Source organism: Corynebacterium sp. AOP40-4SA-5, from assembly GCF_052377355.1.
Taxonomy (GTDB): Bacteria; Actinomycetota; Actinomycetes; order Mycobacteriales; family Mycobacteriaceae; genus Corynebacterium.
On record NZ_JBQSWS010000004.1, the window covers coordinates 55,111 to 72,248 of the forward strand.

The window sequence follows — 17,138 nt, forward strand, 5'->3', positions numbered from 1 at the left end:
AGGGGTGCCTGCCGCCAATGTCACTGATACTGGCCGAGTATCCGCGTATCGCCCGCATCACAGACAGGGGCAGTTCCGGACACGGCCACACTTTGAGTCAAAAATCGGTAAACGGGTACGGGAATGTGGCACCCTGTGCTTATGGCCGTAGAAATCCCCCCCGAGGCGTACCCACCGTCCCCACCACGGGGGCGCCCCCGGGTGCAGGAGGTCGCCGACGAGATCGTCGCCGGAGTTCTGGCGACGGCCGGGCCGCGTGTGGGTGGGCGTGACTACTCCACGCGACGGATCGCGTTGATGACGGGTCTGAGCCAGCCGGTGGTGAGTCGGGCGATGCGTCGGATCCGGGCGGGGGCGGACGACCCGGACGCTCTCACGTTGCCCACCCAGGGGGAGCTGTGGATGACGGGTTTCCGCGTGGAGTACCCGCGGGTCGTCCTGCACTTCGAGGCGCGGGACAGTGCACAGGACGGCGAACACCCAGATGAGGTGACTGTTCGCAGCGGTGAGAGACAGACTGCCGACCGGCGGGCCACGGCGGTGATGGCGGCGTTGCGGGTGGCCGGCGTGTCCGGTTGGCCGCAGAGTCAGGCGTCCTTCGACGGCGGGGACGACGGGCCGCCGCCGGGGGTCGTCCGGGTGATGTGGGAGCCCGGCGGGCAGAGCTGGGACGGCTTCCTGGGGCAGCTGTCGGCGGTGCTCGACGCCTGCGTGCCGACCGTCGACGCCGTCCCCGGCGACCTGCTCGCACAGGTGTCCGTCGCGGTGGGCCACGGGTTGCACGGGTTGCAGTGGGAACGCCCTGAGGTGGGTGGGGCGGAGAGCCGTAGAACCAGAAATGATGGGGGTTTTGACTCGGACCACCTATCCCTGGCGGAGTATCCACCCCCGTCCAACGCCCAGTCAGGGGCGACGCCGAGGCGCCTGCAGAACGAGATCTCGGTGACCGAGCAGATCGCCATCGCGTTGCGCAAGGAGATCATGAACGCCGGCTTCCGCCCGGGCGACCGTGTGACCAGCACCAGGCTGGCGAACCACATGGAGATCCCGGTGTCGGCGGTGCGCTCGGCGATGCGCCGTCTGGTCGACGACGGTCTGCTCACGGCCACGGGTGGCACGTTCGCCCTGCCGTTGGTGACGGGCAGCGACATCATCGACCTTTACGCGGCGCGGCTGCAGGTGGGGGCGGTGATCCTGCGGGGGTGCTCGGGACGCTCGCGCAAGCAGATGCTGGCACCGCAGTTGGCGTTGCGGGCGGTGGAGGCTGCGGTGGAGCACGGGACGGCCGCGGACGTGGACCAGGCTGACCTGCACTTCCAGCAGACGTTGGCGGACGCCAGCGGCCTGCCGCAGTCGTCGCGGGTGTTTCACGCGTTGACGTTGCGGCTGCGCATGTTCATCTCCGTGCTGCAGCTGGACTACGCCCCCGCGGTGCAGCGCATCGTGGGCGACGACCGTTACATCCTCAACGCCCTGTTGGCGGGCAAGGCGGACGGCGCGGTGCGGGTGTGGCGCGCGAAGCTCGACGACGCCGTCCGCCACATGGTGCGTGTCTCCCCGACGACCTTCGACCCGGCCCTGTGGGAGCGGCTGGTCGGGGAGGCGTAGGTGCACTGGGCCCGACTGCAGGACCGCGAGGTAACCGGCCGGCGTCCCGGGAAAGGGGACTATGCTTACTCGGCTGCCTGAAGGTCAGTAATCTCGTCGGTGATGCATTGTCGCAGGGCATCGTGGGCGGAGGACAGTGCAGTGGTGGGGTCGCTCCAGTTGGCGGGGTCATAGTGCCACACGGGGCGGTAGGGCAGGTCGTCCGGTTCCCATTGATACCTCGGGAAGATGTGGGCGTGGACATAGTCGTCCATGTTCCCGAGTACCTCAATGTTGACCCGACGGAAGCCCGGATCAACGCTACGGCACGCACGCTCGACTGCAGTGGCGAGCAGGTCCACGTCAGCAAGGAAGTCAAGACGTTCCCTCCTGGGGAGCTCAGAGAGGGCCGTAACCTCGGAGTTCTTGCTGAGCAAGAGACTGTAGCCCGGGAGGAACTGGGGGTCTCCGATGACAGCGAAGCCCGAATTGAGTTCGCCGAGGACAGTGGGGTTTTCGCCGCGGCGTGCGGACCCTATTCGGTCATTTCTCCAGTCCATGTTGAGCACAGTAGCCGGTCGATGCTGGGGAGTCTTTGTTATGAGGCCTCCCAGCCGGCCAAGTCGGCGAGCACCAGAGCGATTTCCTCAGGCGTCCGTCCGCCGGTCGGGATGCGGTGTACTGACGGCGCCGCCTTCTTCTCGAGGAACGACGCGGCCTTTGTGCTTCGCTCGATGTGCTCCCGGAGACTGTCCCCGTGTTCACGGCGTTCCAGGCGATACTTGGCGGTCGCGTCGGTCGCCTGCAGCAGCACCGAGGTTACGTCCGGATCGCCACCCACGGCTGCGGCAAGTTCGTCCACTTCCAGGACCGAGACGGTGTTGGTGTAGATCAGCCGGTGGTAGCCGTCGTCGCGGTAGTTCGACCACACGGCAGCGAGATTTCGCTCCGCCATCCGCTGCCTCCACGGGGAGGGGTGGGCCAGATCGAGAGCATCACCTTCGATGACGGCATGTGTGACGTCCTTCGAAGCCAGCAGGTCATGGAGCGCGAAGGCCACGGTGGACTTCCCCACGCCCGAGCGTCCGCCGATGAAGAGGATCTCTGGTCGGTTCATGTCTACATCGTTTCACGGTGGGGGACGGCAGCCGGCCGTGCAGGCATCCACTGGTGTGGATGCCGAGGCGTCGGCGGGGGTCAGGCGGGTCGGGCGGAGGTGTCCAGGGCGGAGATGCTGCTGGTGTCGGTGCATTGGCTGGCCTGCCACAGGTCGTATTCCACCTGCAGTCCAAGCCAGAATTCGGCGGAGTTGCCGAAGTAGGCGGACAGGCGGAGGGCCATGTCGGCACTGACCCCGATGGTTCCGCGCACCAGCTTGGAAATCTGCGAACCGGTGGTGTGGATGTCCTTGGCCAGGCGGTACTGGGTGACGCCCAACGGTTCCAGGAATTCGATCCGCAGGATCTCGCCGGGGTGGGGAACGGGCACGACTGCCGCGTCATCGGCGCGGTCAGCGGTGGTAGTCGGTGAAGTCAACGTCAACAGCTCCTTTGTCTGTCCAGATGAATATGATGCGCCACTGTGCATTGACGCGGATGGAGTGGTAGCCGGTCAGGCTGCCACTGAGGCGTTCGAGATGATTGGCTGGCGGGACACGCAAATCGTTGATGTTGGTGGCACGCGCGATCATCACCAGTTTTCGGCGGACGGCTGCTCGGAGCTCCGGGGGGATGTACTTGGGCGCGGCACCGGTGGTGTGGAAGCGCTGCAGGCTGTTTCTCCGGAAGTCCACGCAACGTATGGTATCACAGTGTGAAACTAGGATCACATATTGACTGTATGATCATGATGTGACTCTATTGTCTTGACGGCCGTGCTCAGGGGTGCGAGTCGGATTCCGGGAAGATTCTTCACCGGGGGTGAGGGCGCTGATCGTGAAGAGGATACGCGGGCCCTGGAGTTTCGCCAGTGCTGCGGCCAACAGCGTCCCTTACTCGTTCAGAGTCGCCCTACCGTTGCGGACGGCCACGGGTCGAGTACGGGTCGGGCACGGTTGTTGCCCTCCGTCTCGATGGCGCGCCGCCTGCTGTGGCAACAAAGCGCGCGAATGGGTAGGGGCCATCACGTGTGGTCCCTGCATGTGTGGACGGTAGAACCCCTCCGTCGTTGCTCGGAGGGGTATTTTTTTAGTGAATCCGACCGCGGGGATCGAACCCGCGTATTCAGCTCGGGTATCCGACACGTGGGGGCTCGGCTTCCAGCTGGGCTGTCACTGTTTCCCGGTTCCGGGTTCTCCAGCGCCAACGCTGCGGTCGCGCGCGATCGTCACAGCACGCCCAACGTACCCGCAGATGCCTCACAGGCGTTCACTTTTTCCATTTGCTGACCTGGGGCATGGTTCGGATGACAGGTAGGTCAGCTACCGCGCTTCGCGGCGAGAGCCTCGAGCAGCTTCTCCTCGGAGTCCTCGCCGCCGGCGATGCCCGAGGGTAGGCGCAGGGCGAAGAAGATGCCGAACACCCACCACAGCCCGAAGAGGATCCACGGGCCGAGGCTCAGGAACGCGGGGAGTCCGGGAAGGTAGAGGGCCAGCATCGCCGCCGTGGCGAGGACGGCGAGGACTCCGACGACCTTCCCGGTGACGGGACGTCGTCCGACCATGAAGGGGCGCTCCATCGAAGGCTCGCGCTTGCGCAGGATCAGGAAGACGACGGCGACCATCAGGTACGTGATGACGATGCTGGGGCCACCGGCGTCGACGGCCCAGTCGAGCATCGCCAGGCCGAAGAAGGCCGCCAGTCCGGTGACGGTGCCCAGGAAGAGCAGGGCGTTGACCGGGGTGCCGGTGTTCTCGTTCATCCGGCCGAACCAGGCGGGGATCATCCCTGACCTGGACATCGCCCAGAGCAGTCGGGACGCGCCCACCATGAAGGCGTTCCACGTGGTGATCACTCCGGCGAGTCCGCCGGCGATGACGAGCTTGCCCCACAGGTCATTGCCCAGCATGTAGGTCAGGGCGTCTCCCGTTGCCAGGTCGAAGGACTCGATGGCAGAGGTCGGGGCGGCGAGGGAAGTGGTCGAGACGATGATGATGTAGAACAGGGTCGCCGCCACCACGGAAATGACGATCAGTTTTCCCAGCTGACGTGGCGGGACGTTGGACTCCTCGGCCGACTGCGGGATGACGTCGAAGCCGACGAAGAGGAACGGGACGACGACGAGCACCGCGACCATTCCTGACGTCCCGTTGTTGAAGAAGGGTTCCACGTTCTCGACCTTGCCGTTGAAGATCGAGGAGACCAGCAGGACCAGGCCGACGATGACGAGGAAGAGGATGATGGACGTCTGGAAGAGGCTCGACCCCTTCATCCCGCGGATGTTCATCCAGGTGAGGACGACGGCGGTCGCAGTGCCGATCAGTGCCCAGGTGAGGTACACGGGTTCGCCGCCGATGGAGTACATCGGAACCTGGGCGAGGTCGGGGAAGAGGTACGTCGCCGCGCGGGGGACGGCCACGGACTGGAACATCGAGACGGTGACGTACCCGCCGATGATCCCCCACGAGCCCAGCAGTGCAAGCCGGGGACCCATACCGCGCATCAGGTAGTTGTGCTCCCCACCTGCGAAGGGCATGGCGGACGCGAGCTCTGCGTACACGAGTCCGACGAGGACCATGATCCCGCCGCCGATGAGGAAGGCGATGATGGCGCCGCCTGCGCCGGCGTCCTCGATCCACCCGCCGGTGAGCACGATCCAACCGAATCCGATCATGGATCCGAAGCCGAGGCAGAAGATCCCCAGGTTGCCCAGCGACCTCTTGAAATGTCGGTCAGTGGAGGTCGTCGTCGGTTCCATGTACACCTTTTCTTGATTGTGACCATTATTAATGGAGGGAACTGTAGTCCTGCCTAACCTTTGGTGGCGAATTCCGCGGGGCCAACGGCAGGAGGCGAGTGCGGGGTAGGCATTCAGCAGCAGCTGATGCTGCAGCGCATGCCGCGTCCTGGCCTACTACTACGACGAAACCCCCTCCGGTGCTGCTCGGAGGGGGTTTGTTCAGTGGAGCCGATGACGGGAATCGAACCCGCGTATTCAGCTTGGGAAGCTGACCGTTATGCTAGTGTGACTGGCAGTCAAGTCGCTTTTCCTGCCTGTTTCGGTTCTGGCATTTGCCAGTGATGCTTGCTCTGCACCACGGTGCACCATGCTGATGGCGGGACTTGTGGCGGCACATTCCAAGTGAGAGGACTACCCCCGTGGAGATACGTGGAGACATCAACCCGCCGCGATGGTCGGAGGCGAAGGGTCGTTGGATCGCGACGCTCGATCTCGGTGTCGGGCCGGATGGGAAGAGGAACCGCGTCGAGGTGTCGGCGCGGTCGAAAGCGGAGTGTCTGGACAAGCGGAAGACGCGCATCCGGGAGATTGAGGATGGGTCGTATGCGCCGGGGGTGCGGCCGACGGTGGCGGCGTGGATGCTGCACTGGTGTGATGTGATCGCGTCGGATCGTGTGGGCCCGCGAACTTTGGCGAACTATCGCTCGTATGTGCGGAAGCACATCACTCCGCATGTGGGTGCCCGGAGGCTGGACGCGCTGTCGGTGGATGATGTGCGGGAGCTGCACCGGGGCGTGCGTGATTCGGGCGCGTCGGATCGGGTGGTGCAGGCGGTGCACAATACCCTGAGCAAGGCGTTGAAGGATGCGGTGCGGGAGGGGGTGATCGCGCAGAACGTGTGCGACCGGATGGATCGGCCGCGGGCGCGGATGCAGGAGCGGGGGTCGTACAGCCGTGCGGAGGTGCGGGCGATTCTGACGACGGCGCGTGGTGACGGGCCGGGGGAGTACTCGCGGTGGCTGGCGGCGTTGACGCTCGGCAGTCGGCAGGCGGAGCTGTTGGCGTTTGAATGGTCCCGGCTGGACATGAACGCCGGGATAGCGGACTTGTCGTGGCAGGTTCAGCAGTTGCCGTGGAGGCACGGTCATGGGTGTGTGTGCGGGGCGGATGCGTCGGCCAGGCAGTGCCGACACAAGGAGCCGGACGCGCCGTCGTGGTACGAGCTGCGGCCAGCGTACAAGGGGCGCTGGTTCACGCGACCCAAGACGGCTGCCGGCGTCCGCGCTCTGCCGTTGCCGGGGCCGGTGGTGGACGCGCTGGGGGAGTGGCGTGAGGTGGCGCCGGAGACGTCGCTGGGCCTGGTGTGGCCGGACAACAGGGGATTGCCGCGGTTGGGGCGCGAGGACCGGGAGGCGTGGAAGGACCTGTGCAAACGGGCTGGGGTGCGCCCGTTGACGCTGCACTCGGCCCGCCACACGATGGTGTCCCTACTGCTCGAGGATGGGGTCGACCCGGAGGTGATCCGCCAGATAGCTGGGCACTCCACGATCCTGTCGACCCGCGGCTACATGCACGTGTCCGCGGACCGGGCCCGGGACGCCCTCAGTCGGCTTGTGGGGTAGCTTCTCCGCAGACGATGTCGTCGGGGATGGGAGTTCCGTCGGGCCATACGCCGCCCGGGTACCAGTCGCCAGGGTCGATCCAGTCAGTGCAGTCCGGGGCGCCGCCGGGGACCTGCTGGGTGATGTAGCCGATGATGAGCTGGGCAATGTCGATCAGCTGACCCATCAGGTTCGTGATGAATTCGATCATGTGGTGGTCCTCTTCGCGTCAGGTTGTTCACATCATTGAACCACACGGGGTTAATGGTGGGCGACGAACCTCCACCAGACGCGGCCGCCTCCGCCGCCGTTGCCACCGTTGCCGGACGCCCCGGGACCTCCGCCGCCGCCGGGCCGGTTGCCTGCCTGCCCGTTGCTGGCCGCCGCGCCACCGACGAATGTTCGACCGAACGCGGAATGGTCGCCTGGTGCGCGTCCGGGCTGGTTTCCATTCGTGCTGGTCCCCGGACCGCCGCCAGCAGCGGTGAACACTTCCCGATCGTTGATCTTGAGCCAGGATGTTCCCCCGGCGCCGCCGTTGCTGGAGTTGAACGAGCCCCCGCTTCCTCCGGCAGCGCCCTGGGGGAGAATCTCGTCCCCACCGGAAACGGGGATGCTGGTGTTCGCCCATGTTCCGGCGCGCCCGCCGTCACCGGTGGAGAAGAAGCCTCCACCCGCTCCGCCGCCACCACCACCGATGCCGACGATCTGGATGGTGTCGGCCCAATCCGGCGCCGCTCGGAGGGTGCCATCCTCGCCCGAGTTGTACCAACCGGAGGCCCGCGTGATGATCTGGATCCCCCACTCGTCACCAAGTTCACGCATCGACGAGGGCACATCCGGGTCCGACTTGACCAGCCGGAAGTCGTACATGTCCACCTCACCCCAGGTGTTTTCGCCCGTGTTCGTCATCAACTTCAGCGACTTAAGCCACGGGCCAGCAGCCTCGGCGCTGTTCATCGGCGCGATATCGACTCCTACCGTGCTGTTGACATACACCGTCTGCCACCCGTTGGGGTGGAACGTGACCGCAATGACCGAGGGGGCATCGATCGTGTCCCGAGAGACAGGGGCCCCCGGGCTCGATGCCGATCCCAAAGCCGCGTTGAGTGTTCCTGAATTCGTGTCGCGCCACGCCCACAGGTAGCCGTCATCCGCCGACAAAGCCCTGGTGAAGATTGGCTTCTGCGAGGTGCCAAAGCTGTCATTGAACATCCGCGAGGTGATGTACATCGTCATCGGGGCGGCCACGGCGCCAGGCCAGGCCGCCGTGGACATTTTCAGTGCCCCGTTGTAGAAGTCGACCGACATGACCCCGTTGCGGTTGCGAACCTGCGGACGATTGTTACCCGTCGACTGCAGCGGCAGGGTGATCTTCGACCCCTCCGCCGGCCCCTTCGACGACAGTCGCGTGCCGTCAGTGAGATGCGTGTCGGTCTTGATGTTCCAGCCGTAGATCAGCTCCCCGTCGTGGGTGTCGAGGCCCAGGTAGTTTCGGACGGCGCGGGCCAGCAGGGTGTTCCCCAGCCAGTTCGCGTGGACCTTGTCGTCCTGCAGGTAGCTGCTCGACCATCCGATCTCCTCGGTGAGGATCCGGTCAGCATCGCAGAAATCAGTGTCGTCGCGGGCCCCCGCTATCGCTTTCAGCTCGTCGCGGTACGCGGTCCACGGGTGCGCAGGGTTGGTGACGTCTTCCCGGCGGAACTGGTGCACGAGGAGGTGTCGGCATCCCGTAGACCGGTTGTTGACCTCGGTGATCGCCCGCTCCACGTTCGCCCGGTACACGTCCGGGGACATCTGGCCGCTGTAGTCGTTTGAGCCGATCATGTGCACGACAAGCCGCGGCAGGAAGGCTGCAGTGAGCGTCTTCTGCGCGGCCGACCAGTACGTCGCGGACGTCGCCCCGCCCACCCCCGCATTGTGGAAATGGAATCCCGCCCCAGTGGGAGCATTGCGGGACGAGGTGGACCGCTGTACCGGAGTCGCCGGCACAGGGATCTGATCAGAGACGATGTGCGCGACCATCTGGTTTGAGAATCCCTCGGGCCATGCGACGTTGTGTCCGTAGGTGGTGGATGAGCCGAGGAACAGCACCCGGTAGGGCGAAGTCTGCGCGTCCGCCCACCCGTAGTCCATCTTCGTCTGCGACTTGTTCTGCCACACCAGGTCGGCCCCGTGGTACACCTCGGCGATGGCGTCGGCCCCGTGGAAGACCTGGCCGATGGTGAGGCCGTCGACAATAATGCTCACTCCGCCTCCCTCACAAGGTAGATCGTCCCGGCGTCCGGGGTGTCCGGCATGGCGTCGACCACTACGATCGCTGGCACCGCGGCGTCGACGTAGCGCTTCGTGGTCAGGTGGTCGGCGCCGGTCGGGTCACCGGCGGACATCGTCGCGCCCTGGGTTGACCGGTACGCCACGGTGCCTGCGGTGGGCTGGCTGGAGTACTGCAGGCGGGTCTGGCTGCCAGCGACGGTGGTGCCGTACAGGCGGGCCCCATCCGTGACGGCGGTGACCTTCCCGTCGAGGGCGTCCTTGAGCCCATCGATGCCGGTGATCTCGTGGCCGTGGTCCTTGGCGGCCTTGTTGGCGATAGCCTCGTTGACCTGGTCGAGCATGTCCCGGTTCTCGGAGGCGTACTCGGCGAGCTCGCGCAGCGTGTCCAGATCCTCAGGCGCGCCGTCGATCAGGTCCGAGATCTGCCGCCCGACTTCACCACGGGCATCATCCCGGGCGCCCTCCGCGCCCCTCTGCGCCGTCTCAGCGCCGTCGCGGGCCGAGACTGCCCGGGCAGTGTCGTCCGCGACCGCCTGCCGTAGCGACGTGGATACCTCCCCCGCGGCCTGCTCGGCCGCCGCATTGGCTGCAGCGTCCGCCTCGGCCCGCACGACGTCGTCGAGGGGGATGCGGCGGAGTTCGCGCACACCGGCTTCGTCGGAGACGGTGACGACAAGCTCCCCGCCCTCGGGCACGATGTCATGAAGAGACGTGCCCGCGGGGCCGCGGGTGATGCCCTCCGGCACGTTCGCCACTGGCGCCACGAGCGACAGGTCCACCTCGCCGCCGGGGACGACCTCGAACACGATGGGGGAGAGCTTGAAGCTCCATCCACCGGCCTGCATGTTGGCGAACGTCGCCTTCCACACCAGGCGGGGCGGGTTCATCTGGTCGCCACCAGCCAGCAGGCGGACGCCCTCGCGCCCGCGGTGAAGGATCACCCCGTCGCTGATGCGGGCGTCGATCGGCCGGGGGACGACGGTGACGTGGGCGCCGTCCTCTACCATGGTCACGGCGTCGCCACCGCCGAGAACCGGGGTGAGGGTCAACTGCCCTTGGACGGGGAGTCGGTCGGGGTCAGTGTCGTCGTCGGGGCCGTCGACGACGTAGGCGGCGACGGCCCTCTTGACGGTGCAGAATTCAGCCATGTCGTGCCTCCGAAAGATCGATGGTGCCGCCCGGCGGGGCGGTGAAGCGGATGGGGGAGAGGGTGAACGGCCAACCGTCGGACTGCATGCGCGACCACGAGGCCCGCCAGTCGATGCCGGCGACGACGCGGACCGACTGCTCGCCGCGCCACCGGATCGTGCCGTCGACGATCGGCACCTCGATCGGCGCGACGACGAGTGTGGTGGCGGTGTCCTCGTCGACTTCGACGTGACCGTCGGGGACGATCGGGGTCAGCGTCAGGCGGCCCTGGACGAGCGCCCGATCCGGGTCACGGTCAGAGTCCGGACCATCCACCCGGAACGCCGCGAGCCGGTGGGCGACGGTGCAGAAATCAGTCATCACACGCCCCTATCCCGTCAGGCACATAGCGGAGATCTCGGCCGATGATCCGCCGATTTCGACGTCCATAACTCTCGACCGATAGAACAGCTCATCGCCCGCGGTGTTCACCTCGAGAAAGCAAGAGTCCGACAAGATGACACCGCTGGCGCCCCCGGACTCAAATTCCCCCGCGTCTCGGCCGTTTTCCGAAACGGGATCCACTCCACGGCGATATACGATCCGATCGAGAAAGAAATTAGTGGTCGCGGTCGCCGACGAGGAGATGCGAACGTCGATCTTCCATAGCCCCGTTTTGTTGAATCGGATTCCGCCTACCGGCATAGGCCACGGGTTGCCGGAGCCCGGCTGCAACTCGAAATACTCAGCATTTCGCACGAGAGCCGACTGCTTCAACCCCGCCAGCCCGTAGCCGGCGGCCCCATGTCCAGGGTGGGAGAGTGTACTGGCCGCGACGTAGCCGCTGACCCCAGCCAGCAGGGGCAGGTCGTCCTTCTTCACCATGAACGACTGCAGCCCCTCGTACAGGTCGGGGCGGATGCCGTAGGTCGCGGCGCGGGTTCTCGCGTTCTGCTCGTTCGGGGTCAAGGGCTCGGTCACAGGTCGTTCACCACCGGCTGCGCCATGACCACCAGCGACGACCACTCACGATCCGACTTCCACGCGCCAATACCGCCGCCGGCCTTCTTCGCCACGACGTAAATGGTGGTCGCCGTGTTCGCCTCAACCACTCCGTACGCAGAACCCGGGGTGACCGTCTGCGGGAAGAACGGGCGGATCAGCGTCGGATCATCCCAACGCTGCAGAGTCTTCCCGACCCCGTAGCCCACTACGTCGCCCTGCTGGGCGTTCCCCACCCGCACCTCGACGTCCACCTGGTAATTCAGCGGCGTCTCCGCCTTGAACAGGCCGCCGGCCACCATCGGCCGCCAGTCGAACGGGAGGCCCGGCACCGTCATGCTCGCGACGATCGCGCTCGACCAATTCCCGGATTCGATCAGGCCGACGTTCACCACCTGGAAATCCGACGGCCCCAGAGCGAACGGGCCGACCGGATTCAGGACAGTGCGCGGAGCCCACATCGTGCCGTTCCACACCAGAGCCTCACCCGGCGACGGCGGCTGACTGAGATCCACATCCGGGGCCTCCGACACCGCCGACCCCGCGCCCTGATCGCCCTCCTTTCCCTGCGGCCCACGCGGCCCCTGAGGCAACGTGAAATCCAAAACAGTGATCTCATCCGTCGACGCCGCTTGGTTCACGATCACCGACGCCTCACCACCAGGACGAACCTCACCCACCCGGACCTGAACCGTCTCGCCCTTCTCACCGCGCAAACCGATGAAGTCCGGGATCTCCACGTAGTCCGACCCCTCCCACACCCAGAGGGACCGACTGTTCGTGTCCGGGAACGCAGCACCTGCGTCGACCAGTTCCAGGTCCGTCGGCAACTCCGCCGGCGACGTGATCAGATGCCGGAACCACAGCCCCGGGCCCGCATCCCCCTTCGCCCCCTTCTCGCCACGCCGCCCCCGCGGCAACTCCAGGTACGCCGTATCCGGAGTGACCTCGATGATCGCCCGCTGGGTCGCCGTCACGTCCTCGACGTCCACCCAGGTTAGGCGCAACTGGGTCGTCAGATCACGGTACGTCGGCGTAGTCATGCGGCAGCTCCTACAAGGTGGCGGTCAATCCGTCACAGTGTCGAGCATGGGGGCTGGTGTCAGGGGAGTATGGAGGATGCTTCCGCGAAGGAGTGACGGGCTACTGGGAAAAACGCTCTTCGATTGCTGACATACAGTCAGCTCATCGGGCCCGTGCTGACAAGATTTCCTTATATCCCTCACGATATGATGGGAACGTCAGTCCACCTAAGTATGCAGAAAGTAGTTCACCGTCGAGCATTTTTCCGCTCGGGCCATCGGTAGGTAGAGACGGCGGAACTTCGACCCCGAGCTGCGATGCTACGAACTCGACAACCTCCTGCAGCGGAGCGGGCGCCAGGTCCACCGCGTGCAAGATGCGTGGCGGATGATCGTCGGTAACCACTCTGGTGATTGCTTCGACGAGATCTTGTTCGTGGATCCTATTCGTCATCCTGTCGTATTGCACTGGCTGATGATCCATCACTTTCCTAATGATCATTTCCCTCCCGTGCCCGTAGATTCCGGCAGGCCGAATGACATGAGCTCCGAAAAGTTCGCGAGCAACTTCCTCTCCCTTCTTTAGTAGCCTACCGCGGTCAGAAGTGGGTGACGGGATGTCGACTTCACTCAGTGTTTTCCCGCGATGGCTGGAATCAAAGACTCCTGTCGAAGAGACAAATACTACACGATCTGGGAGCGAGGGGAGTCGATCGTGGAGATTTTTCAGCGACTCTATGTAACCCTGTTCGGAGTTACTTTCTGTTCCGATGCTCGGAGTGATTGTGATGACCATTGCGTCGTAGTGTCCTAAGGGGGCGATGTTGGATTTGGTTAGGTCCATCGAGATTTTTTCAAAACTATCCGGAAGATCGGAGGGGTGACGACGAAGCGCGGCGGCTTTGCCCCCTAACTCAGAAAGGCGGATGCCGACCTTTGTGCCAATCCTGCCGCAGCCAGCTAGTAGCGTTTTCTCTGGAGATATTGATGGAGTGCTAGAATGCTCTTTCTCTGCCATTTTCGCTCCTGCCATTGATAAAAACCTGGTACTTCGTGATGTCGAACAGCGTACATCACGAAGGCCTTGGCAGCTCGACGGCAGACCATAGACATGGGGGGTGGACTGTCATCCAGGCAGCGCCGCCCGACCCTAAGCGGGGTTGACCGTCTGGGGCCGCGGATCGCAGGGTGCACGCTTCAAGCAAGTGAGCTTTCGGGGAGCTGCACGCCTGAGGGGGGATCGGCGGCGCTCAACCCTGGCAGATTCCCTCCACGGATTCCGCCGAGCAAGATGCTACCGCCCCAAGGTCGCTTCCCGCTGGAGAATGCTCGAACCCCGGCAAAAGCGCAGAACTGAACACTCGCCAAAGAGACAAAATCAACGCGTCGGAAAGGATCAGGATTCTCCACTCACCGCGAACGCCGACTACTGATGGCCACCGTCGTCGACCCACTGAGAGGCCTGCTTGCCGGGAAACACCCTGGCCCACAGTGGCACACTCTCGTCAGGGTAAACCACATCGAAGGTCAGCGACCTGTCGTCGGTCAACCACAGGCGGGCCTCGTTCGAGCGGAGGTGACTGACACTGGTGACCGGGACCTGCGATCCCAAGACGACCAGTTCGCCGTCGGGGACGATCCACTCACCGTCGGGTACCTCGACCTCCACGACCAGCCCGACGTTGATCGCGATGCTCTCTAGTAGGCCAGGAAGCTCGTCTTCGATATGGTGGGAGGCTGGCCACCACACAAGACGGAACGACGCGCTCGTCCGTGAGATGATGTTGGTCACGGCCTCCGGCTTTCGGGTGAATCTGTTGGAGAGGTCGTTGAGCCACTGGGGTTTACGGATGTTTGCAGTCATGCTGCACCTCTGAACTAGCCCGTCCCCGGGCCGTTGAGGACAATCGGCGGTCCCGATTGCCCTGATGGCTCCATCCTACGCCCGACAAGGTCACCCGCCGGGTCCGTGGCGCACCCCGCCACCGGTGACGCTATCTCACGTCGTCAGGTCGTCGCGCAGAATCGGAGGCAGTCGCGGCCTAGTGTGTCGACTGGTCGAGGTCCTCGCGCAGTTCTGCGGGGATCGGTGGATGCTGGTCCGGGTGCAACCGCTCGAGCAACACCTTCATGAACCGTAATGCAGCCCACCGCCACGCCCGCATCCCCTCAACCTCGGCGCGGAGCACCTTCACCTCATCCCGCAAGGCCTTCACATCCTCAGACAGCGTCTTGTACCACTCCGGGCCCTGCTCCACGGTCTTGCCGCGAAGCGTGAGGATGGCTCCGACGATTGCGCTGACGCCGCCGATGACCGCGACGGCGAGGGTTATGTTTCCTCCGTCGATAGCGCATCACCTCCGGGCTGGATTCGCTGGTGCAGTAGTACGTAGTAGGCGGTCGCGGTCAGTGCTGCGACACCGTAGGTGAGCGCTGTGACGTACCCGCCGCGACTGTCGCCCTGCAGCCACGAGCCGAAGTAGAGCAGCGCCCACATGATCGGCAGGCCGATGATGATTCCTATTCCGAGGTGCATCCACCGGCGGAGAAGCGCGCAGATCACCGCGATACCACCGCCGGTGATCCAGATGATGGCCCACACCCACAGCGGTGCGAACTGCTCCACTGTCGGCAGGCGGTCGGAGTCGCGGACGACGGCGGGCAGGTAGAAGAACCCGCGGGCCGCCGAGGACAATCCGATCAGTCCGAGCATCACCCACCCCGAGCACAAGGCGCGGACAGCCAGCGCGCACGCGCCACGCATCACCGGCACCGCCGGTCGGCGTTGAACCGCTCGACCCAGTCGGTGAGGTCACGGGCGGCGTCGCTGACGGTATCGCGCAAGCGGTGCTGGCCCACGTACTCCGGCTCCGGGTCGGGCTGCTCGTCGACGGTGTCATCGTGTGTGTGGCGGGCGTCGATGTACTCCGCCTGCCAGTCGGCGAGCTTGCGCTTCTGCGACTCGGAGAACCCGTTCTTCGTCTGCTTCACGCCGAGGGCGGTACCCAGGGTCGTGACCGCGACGATGATGAGGTACGCCCAGTCGGGCAGGTCGATCGGCATGGACAGGGCGACGGCGGCGATCGACACGACGGCGCCGACGATGGCGGAGATCGTGTTGGCGACCGTGCGCCCCTTGGGCTGCTCGTTGAGCTTGTCGTTGATGATGTGGCCGATGAACTCGAGGTCAGTCGGTGTGGTTCCGGGGGTGGTTGCCATGTCAGTTGCCTCCGATCAGGGTGTCGAGCTTCTTCTCCATGCGCCCCAGGGTTTCGGTGTTGTCGCGCAGGGCGGCGATGATCTCGACGGTGTTGGCGCGGGCGACGAAGCTGTTGGCGTCGGCCATGTACAGCGCGTCGACGGGGCGCAGCTTCACGTCGGAGCCCTCCACGCGGGACGGGTAGGTGCGGGTGATCTTGTCGAAGTCGGCCATGAGGTTTTCCTCCTGTAGGAATGGCGGGTTGTCGATGTAGTGCTGTACGCGGGCGCGGAAGGCGGGCATGTCGATGCCGCCCGGATCCCACTTGCCGTCGCTCGAGTACTCCTTGTGCCCGATCACTCGGGCCGCGTCGACGTTGAGCACCCAGCAGATCGCCGCACAGGCGCGGTAGTATGCGTCGAGCTGGGCTGCGGGCCAGGTGCTGGTGCCGCTGCTGTTCGCCTCGATGCCGATGGTGTGGAAGTTCGCGTTGTTCGTCGGCAGGCCGGGGTAGGCTCCTCGTCCGGCGTGCCATGCGACGCCCTGTCCGGTGATGTGGGCGGTGCCGTCACGTAGGAGGTGGATCTGCGATAGCAAGCCGCGCAGGTCCGAGCGACCGTCGCGGATGAGCGAGGTGGGGGTGTTGTCGCCGCCGGTGTGGTGGGCGAAGACTCCCCACACGGTGAGGAAGTCGCCGTTGCCGCGGTCGCGCCAGCCGGACTCCTCGACGGTCTTGACTCCCCATGCTTTGAGGGCGTCGACGATCCACGAGGGGTCGCCGCTCCACCCGGGGCGCTTGGTCACCGACGGCAGTTGCGGGGTCTCCGGGGTGGTGTCGGTGATCGGCTGGTGGCCCCACGAGGCGTGGTAGACGTCGTTGATGTCGATCTGCACGCCGTCGGGGCCGGGCACGTTGTGCTGCCGCTGGTACAGCACGGCGTAGTCGCTGCCGGTCGCGCCGTTGGACCAGGAGCGGGTGACCCAGCCGAGCACGCGGCCGGGGGCGACGGTGGCGACGACGTCGTCTTCCATCGCCCAGTGCACGACGCGGGAGTGGCCGTAGATGCCGACTCGGTGTTTGCCGAGTACGGCTCCCGCGGCCTTGAAGTACTCGACCGCAACGCTGTTCCACTGGTTGAGGGTGATGTCGAAGTCGACCGCGAAGAAGACGGGGTGGCCGGCCAGGCCGACGGCGTTGAGCCGCTTCTGCGCGGCCTCCGCATCAGCCCGGCCACCAGCAGCGCCGCGCATCACGTCCGACGCCTGCGCCGTGCCCGCACCGTACTGCCACACCACGGCGATCTTCAGCCCGGCGGCCCGGTACTCGTCGACGTGGGCCTTTGTCAGCGGCTTGGCCTGCATCCAGTTCTCGCGGGCCGGGCTGATGTACGCGACCACGCCGTCGTGCCCGGCGGCCTTGATCGCCCGGCCTGACGGGAACGCCGCGGAAAAGTCGATGACTGTGCTCATGGCCGGCAGTGTCGC

19 protein-coding genes and 1 tRNA gene are annotated in these 17,138 nt (G+C 65.2%); 2 read left to right on the forward strand and 18 right to left on the reverse strand.

Annotated elements, in window-relative coordinates; all coding sequences use genetic code 11:
* Nucleotides 1-201: 201 nt before the first annotated feature.
* Nucleotides 202-1,608 carry a GntR family transcriptional regulator gene (locus tag ACT3S3_RS03350; protein ID WP_301442430.1) on the forward strand — a complete coding sequence of 469 codons (1,407 nt, stop codon included), beginning with the start codon at nucleotides 202-204 and terminating at the stop codon, nucleotides 1,606-1,608.
* A gap of 65 nt (nucleotides 1,609-1,673) precedes the next feature.
* Here the strand turns inward: ACT3S3_RS03350 and ACT3S3_RS03355 are convergent, their stop codons facing one another.
* The 6 genes from ACT3S3_RS03355 to ACT3S3_RS03380 all read right to left on the reverse strand — a co-directional run bounded on the left by ACT3S3_RS03355 (nucleotide 1,674) and on the right by ACT3S3_RS03380 (nucleotide 5,718).
* Entirely contained in the window at nucleotides 1,674-2,147 is a 474-nt protein-coding gene (locus tag ACT3S3_RS03355; protein WP_301442431.1) for an HIT family protein, read from the reverse strand.
* 38 nt (nucleotides 2,148-2,185) lie between these two features.
* Nucleotides 2,186-2,704, reverse strand: coding sequence for an adenylyl-sulfate kinase (locus ACT3S3_RS03360; protein ID WP_301442432.1), 519 nt, complete (start codon nucleotides 2,702-2,704; stop codon nucleotides 2,186-2,188).
* Nucleotides 2,705-2,784: 80 nt separating this feature from the next.
* Nucleotides 2,785-3,123: a HigA family addiction module antitoxin gene (locus ACT3S3_RS03365; protein ID WP_301442433.1), complete on the reverse strand. Its 339-nt coding sequence runs from the start codon at nucleotides 3,121-3,123 to the stop codon at nucleotides 2,785-2,787.
* Nucleotides 3,098-3,379, reverse strand: a complete 282-nt coding sequence (locus ACT3S3_RS03370; protein WP_301442434.1) for a type II toxin-antitoxin system RelE/ParE family toxin — start codon at nucleotides 3,377-3,379, stop codon at nucleotides 3,098-3,100. Before ACT3S3_RS03370 ends, ACT3S3_RS03365 begins: the two co-directional genes overlap by 26 nt.
* A 623-nt stretch (nucleotides 3,380-4,002) precedes the next feature.
* Nucleotides 4,003-5,442 (reverse strand): APC family permease, encoded by a 1,440-nt coding sequence (locus ACT3S3_RS03375; protein WP_301442435.1) that lies wholly within the window; start codon nucleotides 5,440-5,442, stop codon nucleotides 4,003-4,005.
* A 205-nt stretch (nucleotides 5,443-5,647) separates the two neighbouring features.
* Nucleotides 5,648-5,718 (reverse strand) — tRNA-Gly (locus ACT3S3_RS03380).
* 125 nt (nucleotides 5,719-5,843) lie between these two features.
* Here ACT3S3_RS03380 and ACT3S3_RS03385 point away from each other — a divergent pair.
* Nucleotides 5,844-7,046 carry a tyrosine-type recombinase/integrase gene (locus tag ACT3S3_RS03385; RefSeq protein ID WP_444626203.1) on the forward strand — a complete coding sequence of 401 codons (1,203 nt, stop codon included), beginning with the start codon at nucleotides 5,844-5,846 and terminating at the stop codon, nucleotides 7,044-7,046.
* Here ACT3S3_RS03385 and ACT3S3_RS03390 read toward each other — a convergent pair.
* The 12 genes from ACT3S3_RS03390 to ACT3S3_RS03445 form a co-directional block, all read right to left on the reverse strand.
* Nucleotides 7,027-7,236, reverse strand: a complete 210-nt coding sequence (locus ACT3S3_RS03390) for a hypothetical protein (protein WP_444626205.1) — start codon at nucleotides 7,234-7,236, stop codon at nucleotides 7,027-7,029. The two genes, ACT3S3_RS03385 and ACT3S3_RS03390, sit on opposite strands and share 20 nt — an antisense overlap.
* A 50-nt stretch (nucleotides 7,237-7,286) precedes the next feature.
* The gene (locus ACT3S3_RS03395; protein WP_444626206.1) at nucleotides 7,287-9,275 is read right to left on the reverse strand and encodes an SGNH/GDSL hydrolase family protein; all 1,989 of its coding nucleotides are present in this window, start codon (nucleotides 9,273-9,275) and stop codon (nucleotides 7,287-7,289) included.
* Nucleotides 9,272-10,450, reverse strand: coding sequence for a hypothetical protein (locus tag ACT3S3_RS03400; RefSeq protein WP_444626207.1), 1,179 nt, complete (start codon nucleotides 10,448-10,450; stop codon nucleotides 9,272-9,274). Before ACT3S3_RS03400 ends, ACT3S3_RS03395 begins: the two co-directional genes overlap by 4 nt.
* Nucleotides 10,443-10,811, reverse strand: a complete 369-nt coding sequence (locus tag ACT3S3_RS03405) for a hypothetical protein (RefSeq protein WP_444626208.1) — start codon at nucleotides 10,809-10,811, stop codon at nucleotides 10,443-10,445. The genes ACT3S3_RS03400 and ACT3S3_RS03405 overlap by 8 nt, the downstream gene beginning before the upstream one ends.
* A 9-nt stretch (nucleotides 10,812-10,820) precedes the next feature.
* Nucleotides 10,821-11,411 (reverse strand): hypothetical protein, encoded by a 591-nt coding sequence (locus tag ACT3S3_RS03410; protein WP_444626209.1) that lies wholly within the window; start codon nucleotides 11,409-11,411, stop codon nucleotides 10,821-10,823.
* Entirely contained in the window at nucleotides 11,408-12,475 is a 1,068-nt protein-coding gene (locus tag ACT3S3_RS03415) for a phage tail protein (protein ID WP_444626211.1), read from the reverse strand. The genes ACT3S3_RS03410 and ACT3S3_RS03415 overlap by 4 nt, the downstream gene beginning before the upstream one ends.
* Before the next feature lie 142 nt (nucleotides 12,476-12,617).
* Nucleotides 12,618-13,472 (reverse strand): SDR family NAD(P)-dependent oxidoreductase, encoded by an 855-nt coding sequence (locus ACT3S3_RS03420; protein WP_444626213.1) that lies wholly within the window; start codon nucleotides 13,470-13,472, stop codon nucleotides 12,618-12,620.
* Nucleotides 13,473-13,880: 408 nt separating this feature from the next.
* Entirely contained in the window at nucleotides 13,881-14,318 is a 438-nt protein-coding gene (locus ACT3S3_RS03425) for a DUF5994 family protein (RefSeq protein WP_444626215.1), read from the reverse strand.
* A 178-nt stretch (nucleotides 14,319-14,496) separates the two neighbouring features.
* Nucleotides 14,497-14,712 (reverse strand): hypothetical protein, encoded by a 216-nt coding sequence (locus ACT3S3_RS03430; protein ID WP_444626217.1) that lies wholly within the window; start codon nucleotides 14,710-14,712, stop codon nucleotides 14,497-14,499.
* Between the two features lie 71 nt (nucleotides 14,713-14,783).
* Nucleotides 14,784-15,167 carry a hypothetical protein gene (locus ACT3S3_RS03435; RefSeq protein ID WP_444626219.1) on the reverse strand — a complete coding sequence of 128 codons (384 nt, stop codon included), beginning with the start codon at nucleotides 15,165-15,167 and terminating at the stop codon, nucleotides 14,784-14,786.
* A gap of 50 nt (nucleotides 15,168-15,217) precedes the next feature.
* The gene (locus tag ACT3S3_RS03440) at nucleotides 15,218-15,673 is read right to left on the reverse strand and encodes a hypothetical protein (protein WP_444626221.1); all 456 of its coding nucleotides are present in this window, start codon (nucleotides 15,671-15,673) and stop codon (nucleotides 15,218-15,220) included.
* Between the two features lies 1 nt (nucleotide 15,674).
* Entirely contained in the window at nucleotides 15,675-17,123 is a 1,449-nt protein-coding gene (locus ACT3S3_RS03445) for a glycoside hydrolase domain-containing protein (RefSeq protein WP_444626223.1), read from the reverse strand.
* Nucleotides 17,124-17,138: the final 15 nt, after the last annotated feature.

Bases quoted from the DNA above. Each gene is read 5' to 3' on its own strand.
- ACT3S3_RS03400 (WP_444626207.1), bottom strand. From the start codon at position 10,450: ATGGCTGAATTCTGCACCGTCAAGAGGGCCGTCGCCGCCTACGTCGTC.
- ACT3S3_RS03355 (WP_301442431.1), bottom strand. From the start codon at position 2,147: ATGGACTGGAGAAATGACCGAATAGGGTCCGCACGCCGCGGCGAAAAC.
- ACT3S3_RS03440 (WP_444626221.1), bottom strand. From the start codon at position 15,673: ATGGCAACCACCCCCGGAACCACACCGACTGACCTCGAGTTCATCGGC.
- ACT3S3_RS03405 (WP_444626208.1), bottom strand. From the start codon at position 10,811: ATGACTGATTTCTGCACCGTCGCCCACCGGCTCGCGGCGTTCCGGGTG.
- ACT3S3_RS03435 (WP_444626219.1), bottom strand. From the start codon at position 15,167: ATGCTCGGACTGATCGGATTGTCCTCGGCGGCCCGCGGGTTCTTCTAC.
- ACT3S3_RS03415 (WP_444626211.1), bottom strand. From the start codon at position 12,475: ATGACTACGCCGACGTACCGTGATCTGACGACCCAGTTGCGCCTAACC.
- ACT3S3_RS03425 (WP_444626215.1), bottom strand. From the start codon at position 14,318: ATGACTGCAAACATCCGTAAACCCCAGTGGCTCAACGACCTCTCCAAC.
- ACT3S3_RS03375 (WP_301442435.1), bottom strand. From the start codon at position 5,442: ATGGAACCGACGACGACCTCCACTGACCGACATTTCAAGAGGTCGCTG.
- ACT3S3_RS03445 (WP_444626223.1), bottom strand. From the start codon at position 17,123: ATGAGCACAGTCATCGACTTTTCCGCGGCGTTCCCGTCAGGCCGGGCG.
- ACT3S3_RS03420 (WP_444626213.1), bottom strand. From the start codon at position 13,472: ATGGCAGAGAAAGAGCATTCTAGCACTCCATCAATATCTCCAGAGAAA.
- ACT3S3_RS03390 (WP_444626205.1), bottom strand. From the start codon at position 7,236: ATGATCGAATTCATCACGAACCTGATGGGTCAGCTGATCGACATTGCC.
- ACT3S3_RS03360 (WP_301442432.1), bottom strand. From the start codon at position 2,704: ATGAACCGACCAGAGATCCTCTTCATCGGCGGACGCTCGGGCGTGGGG.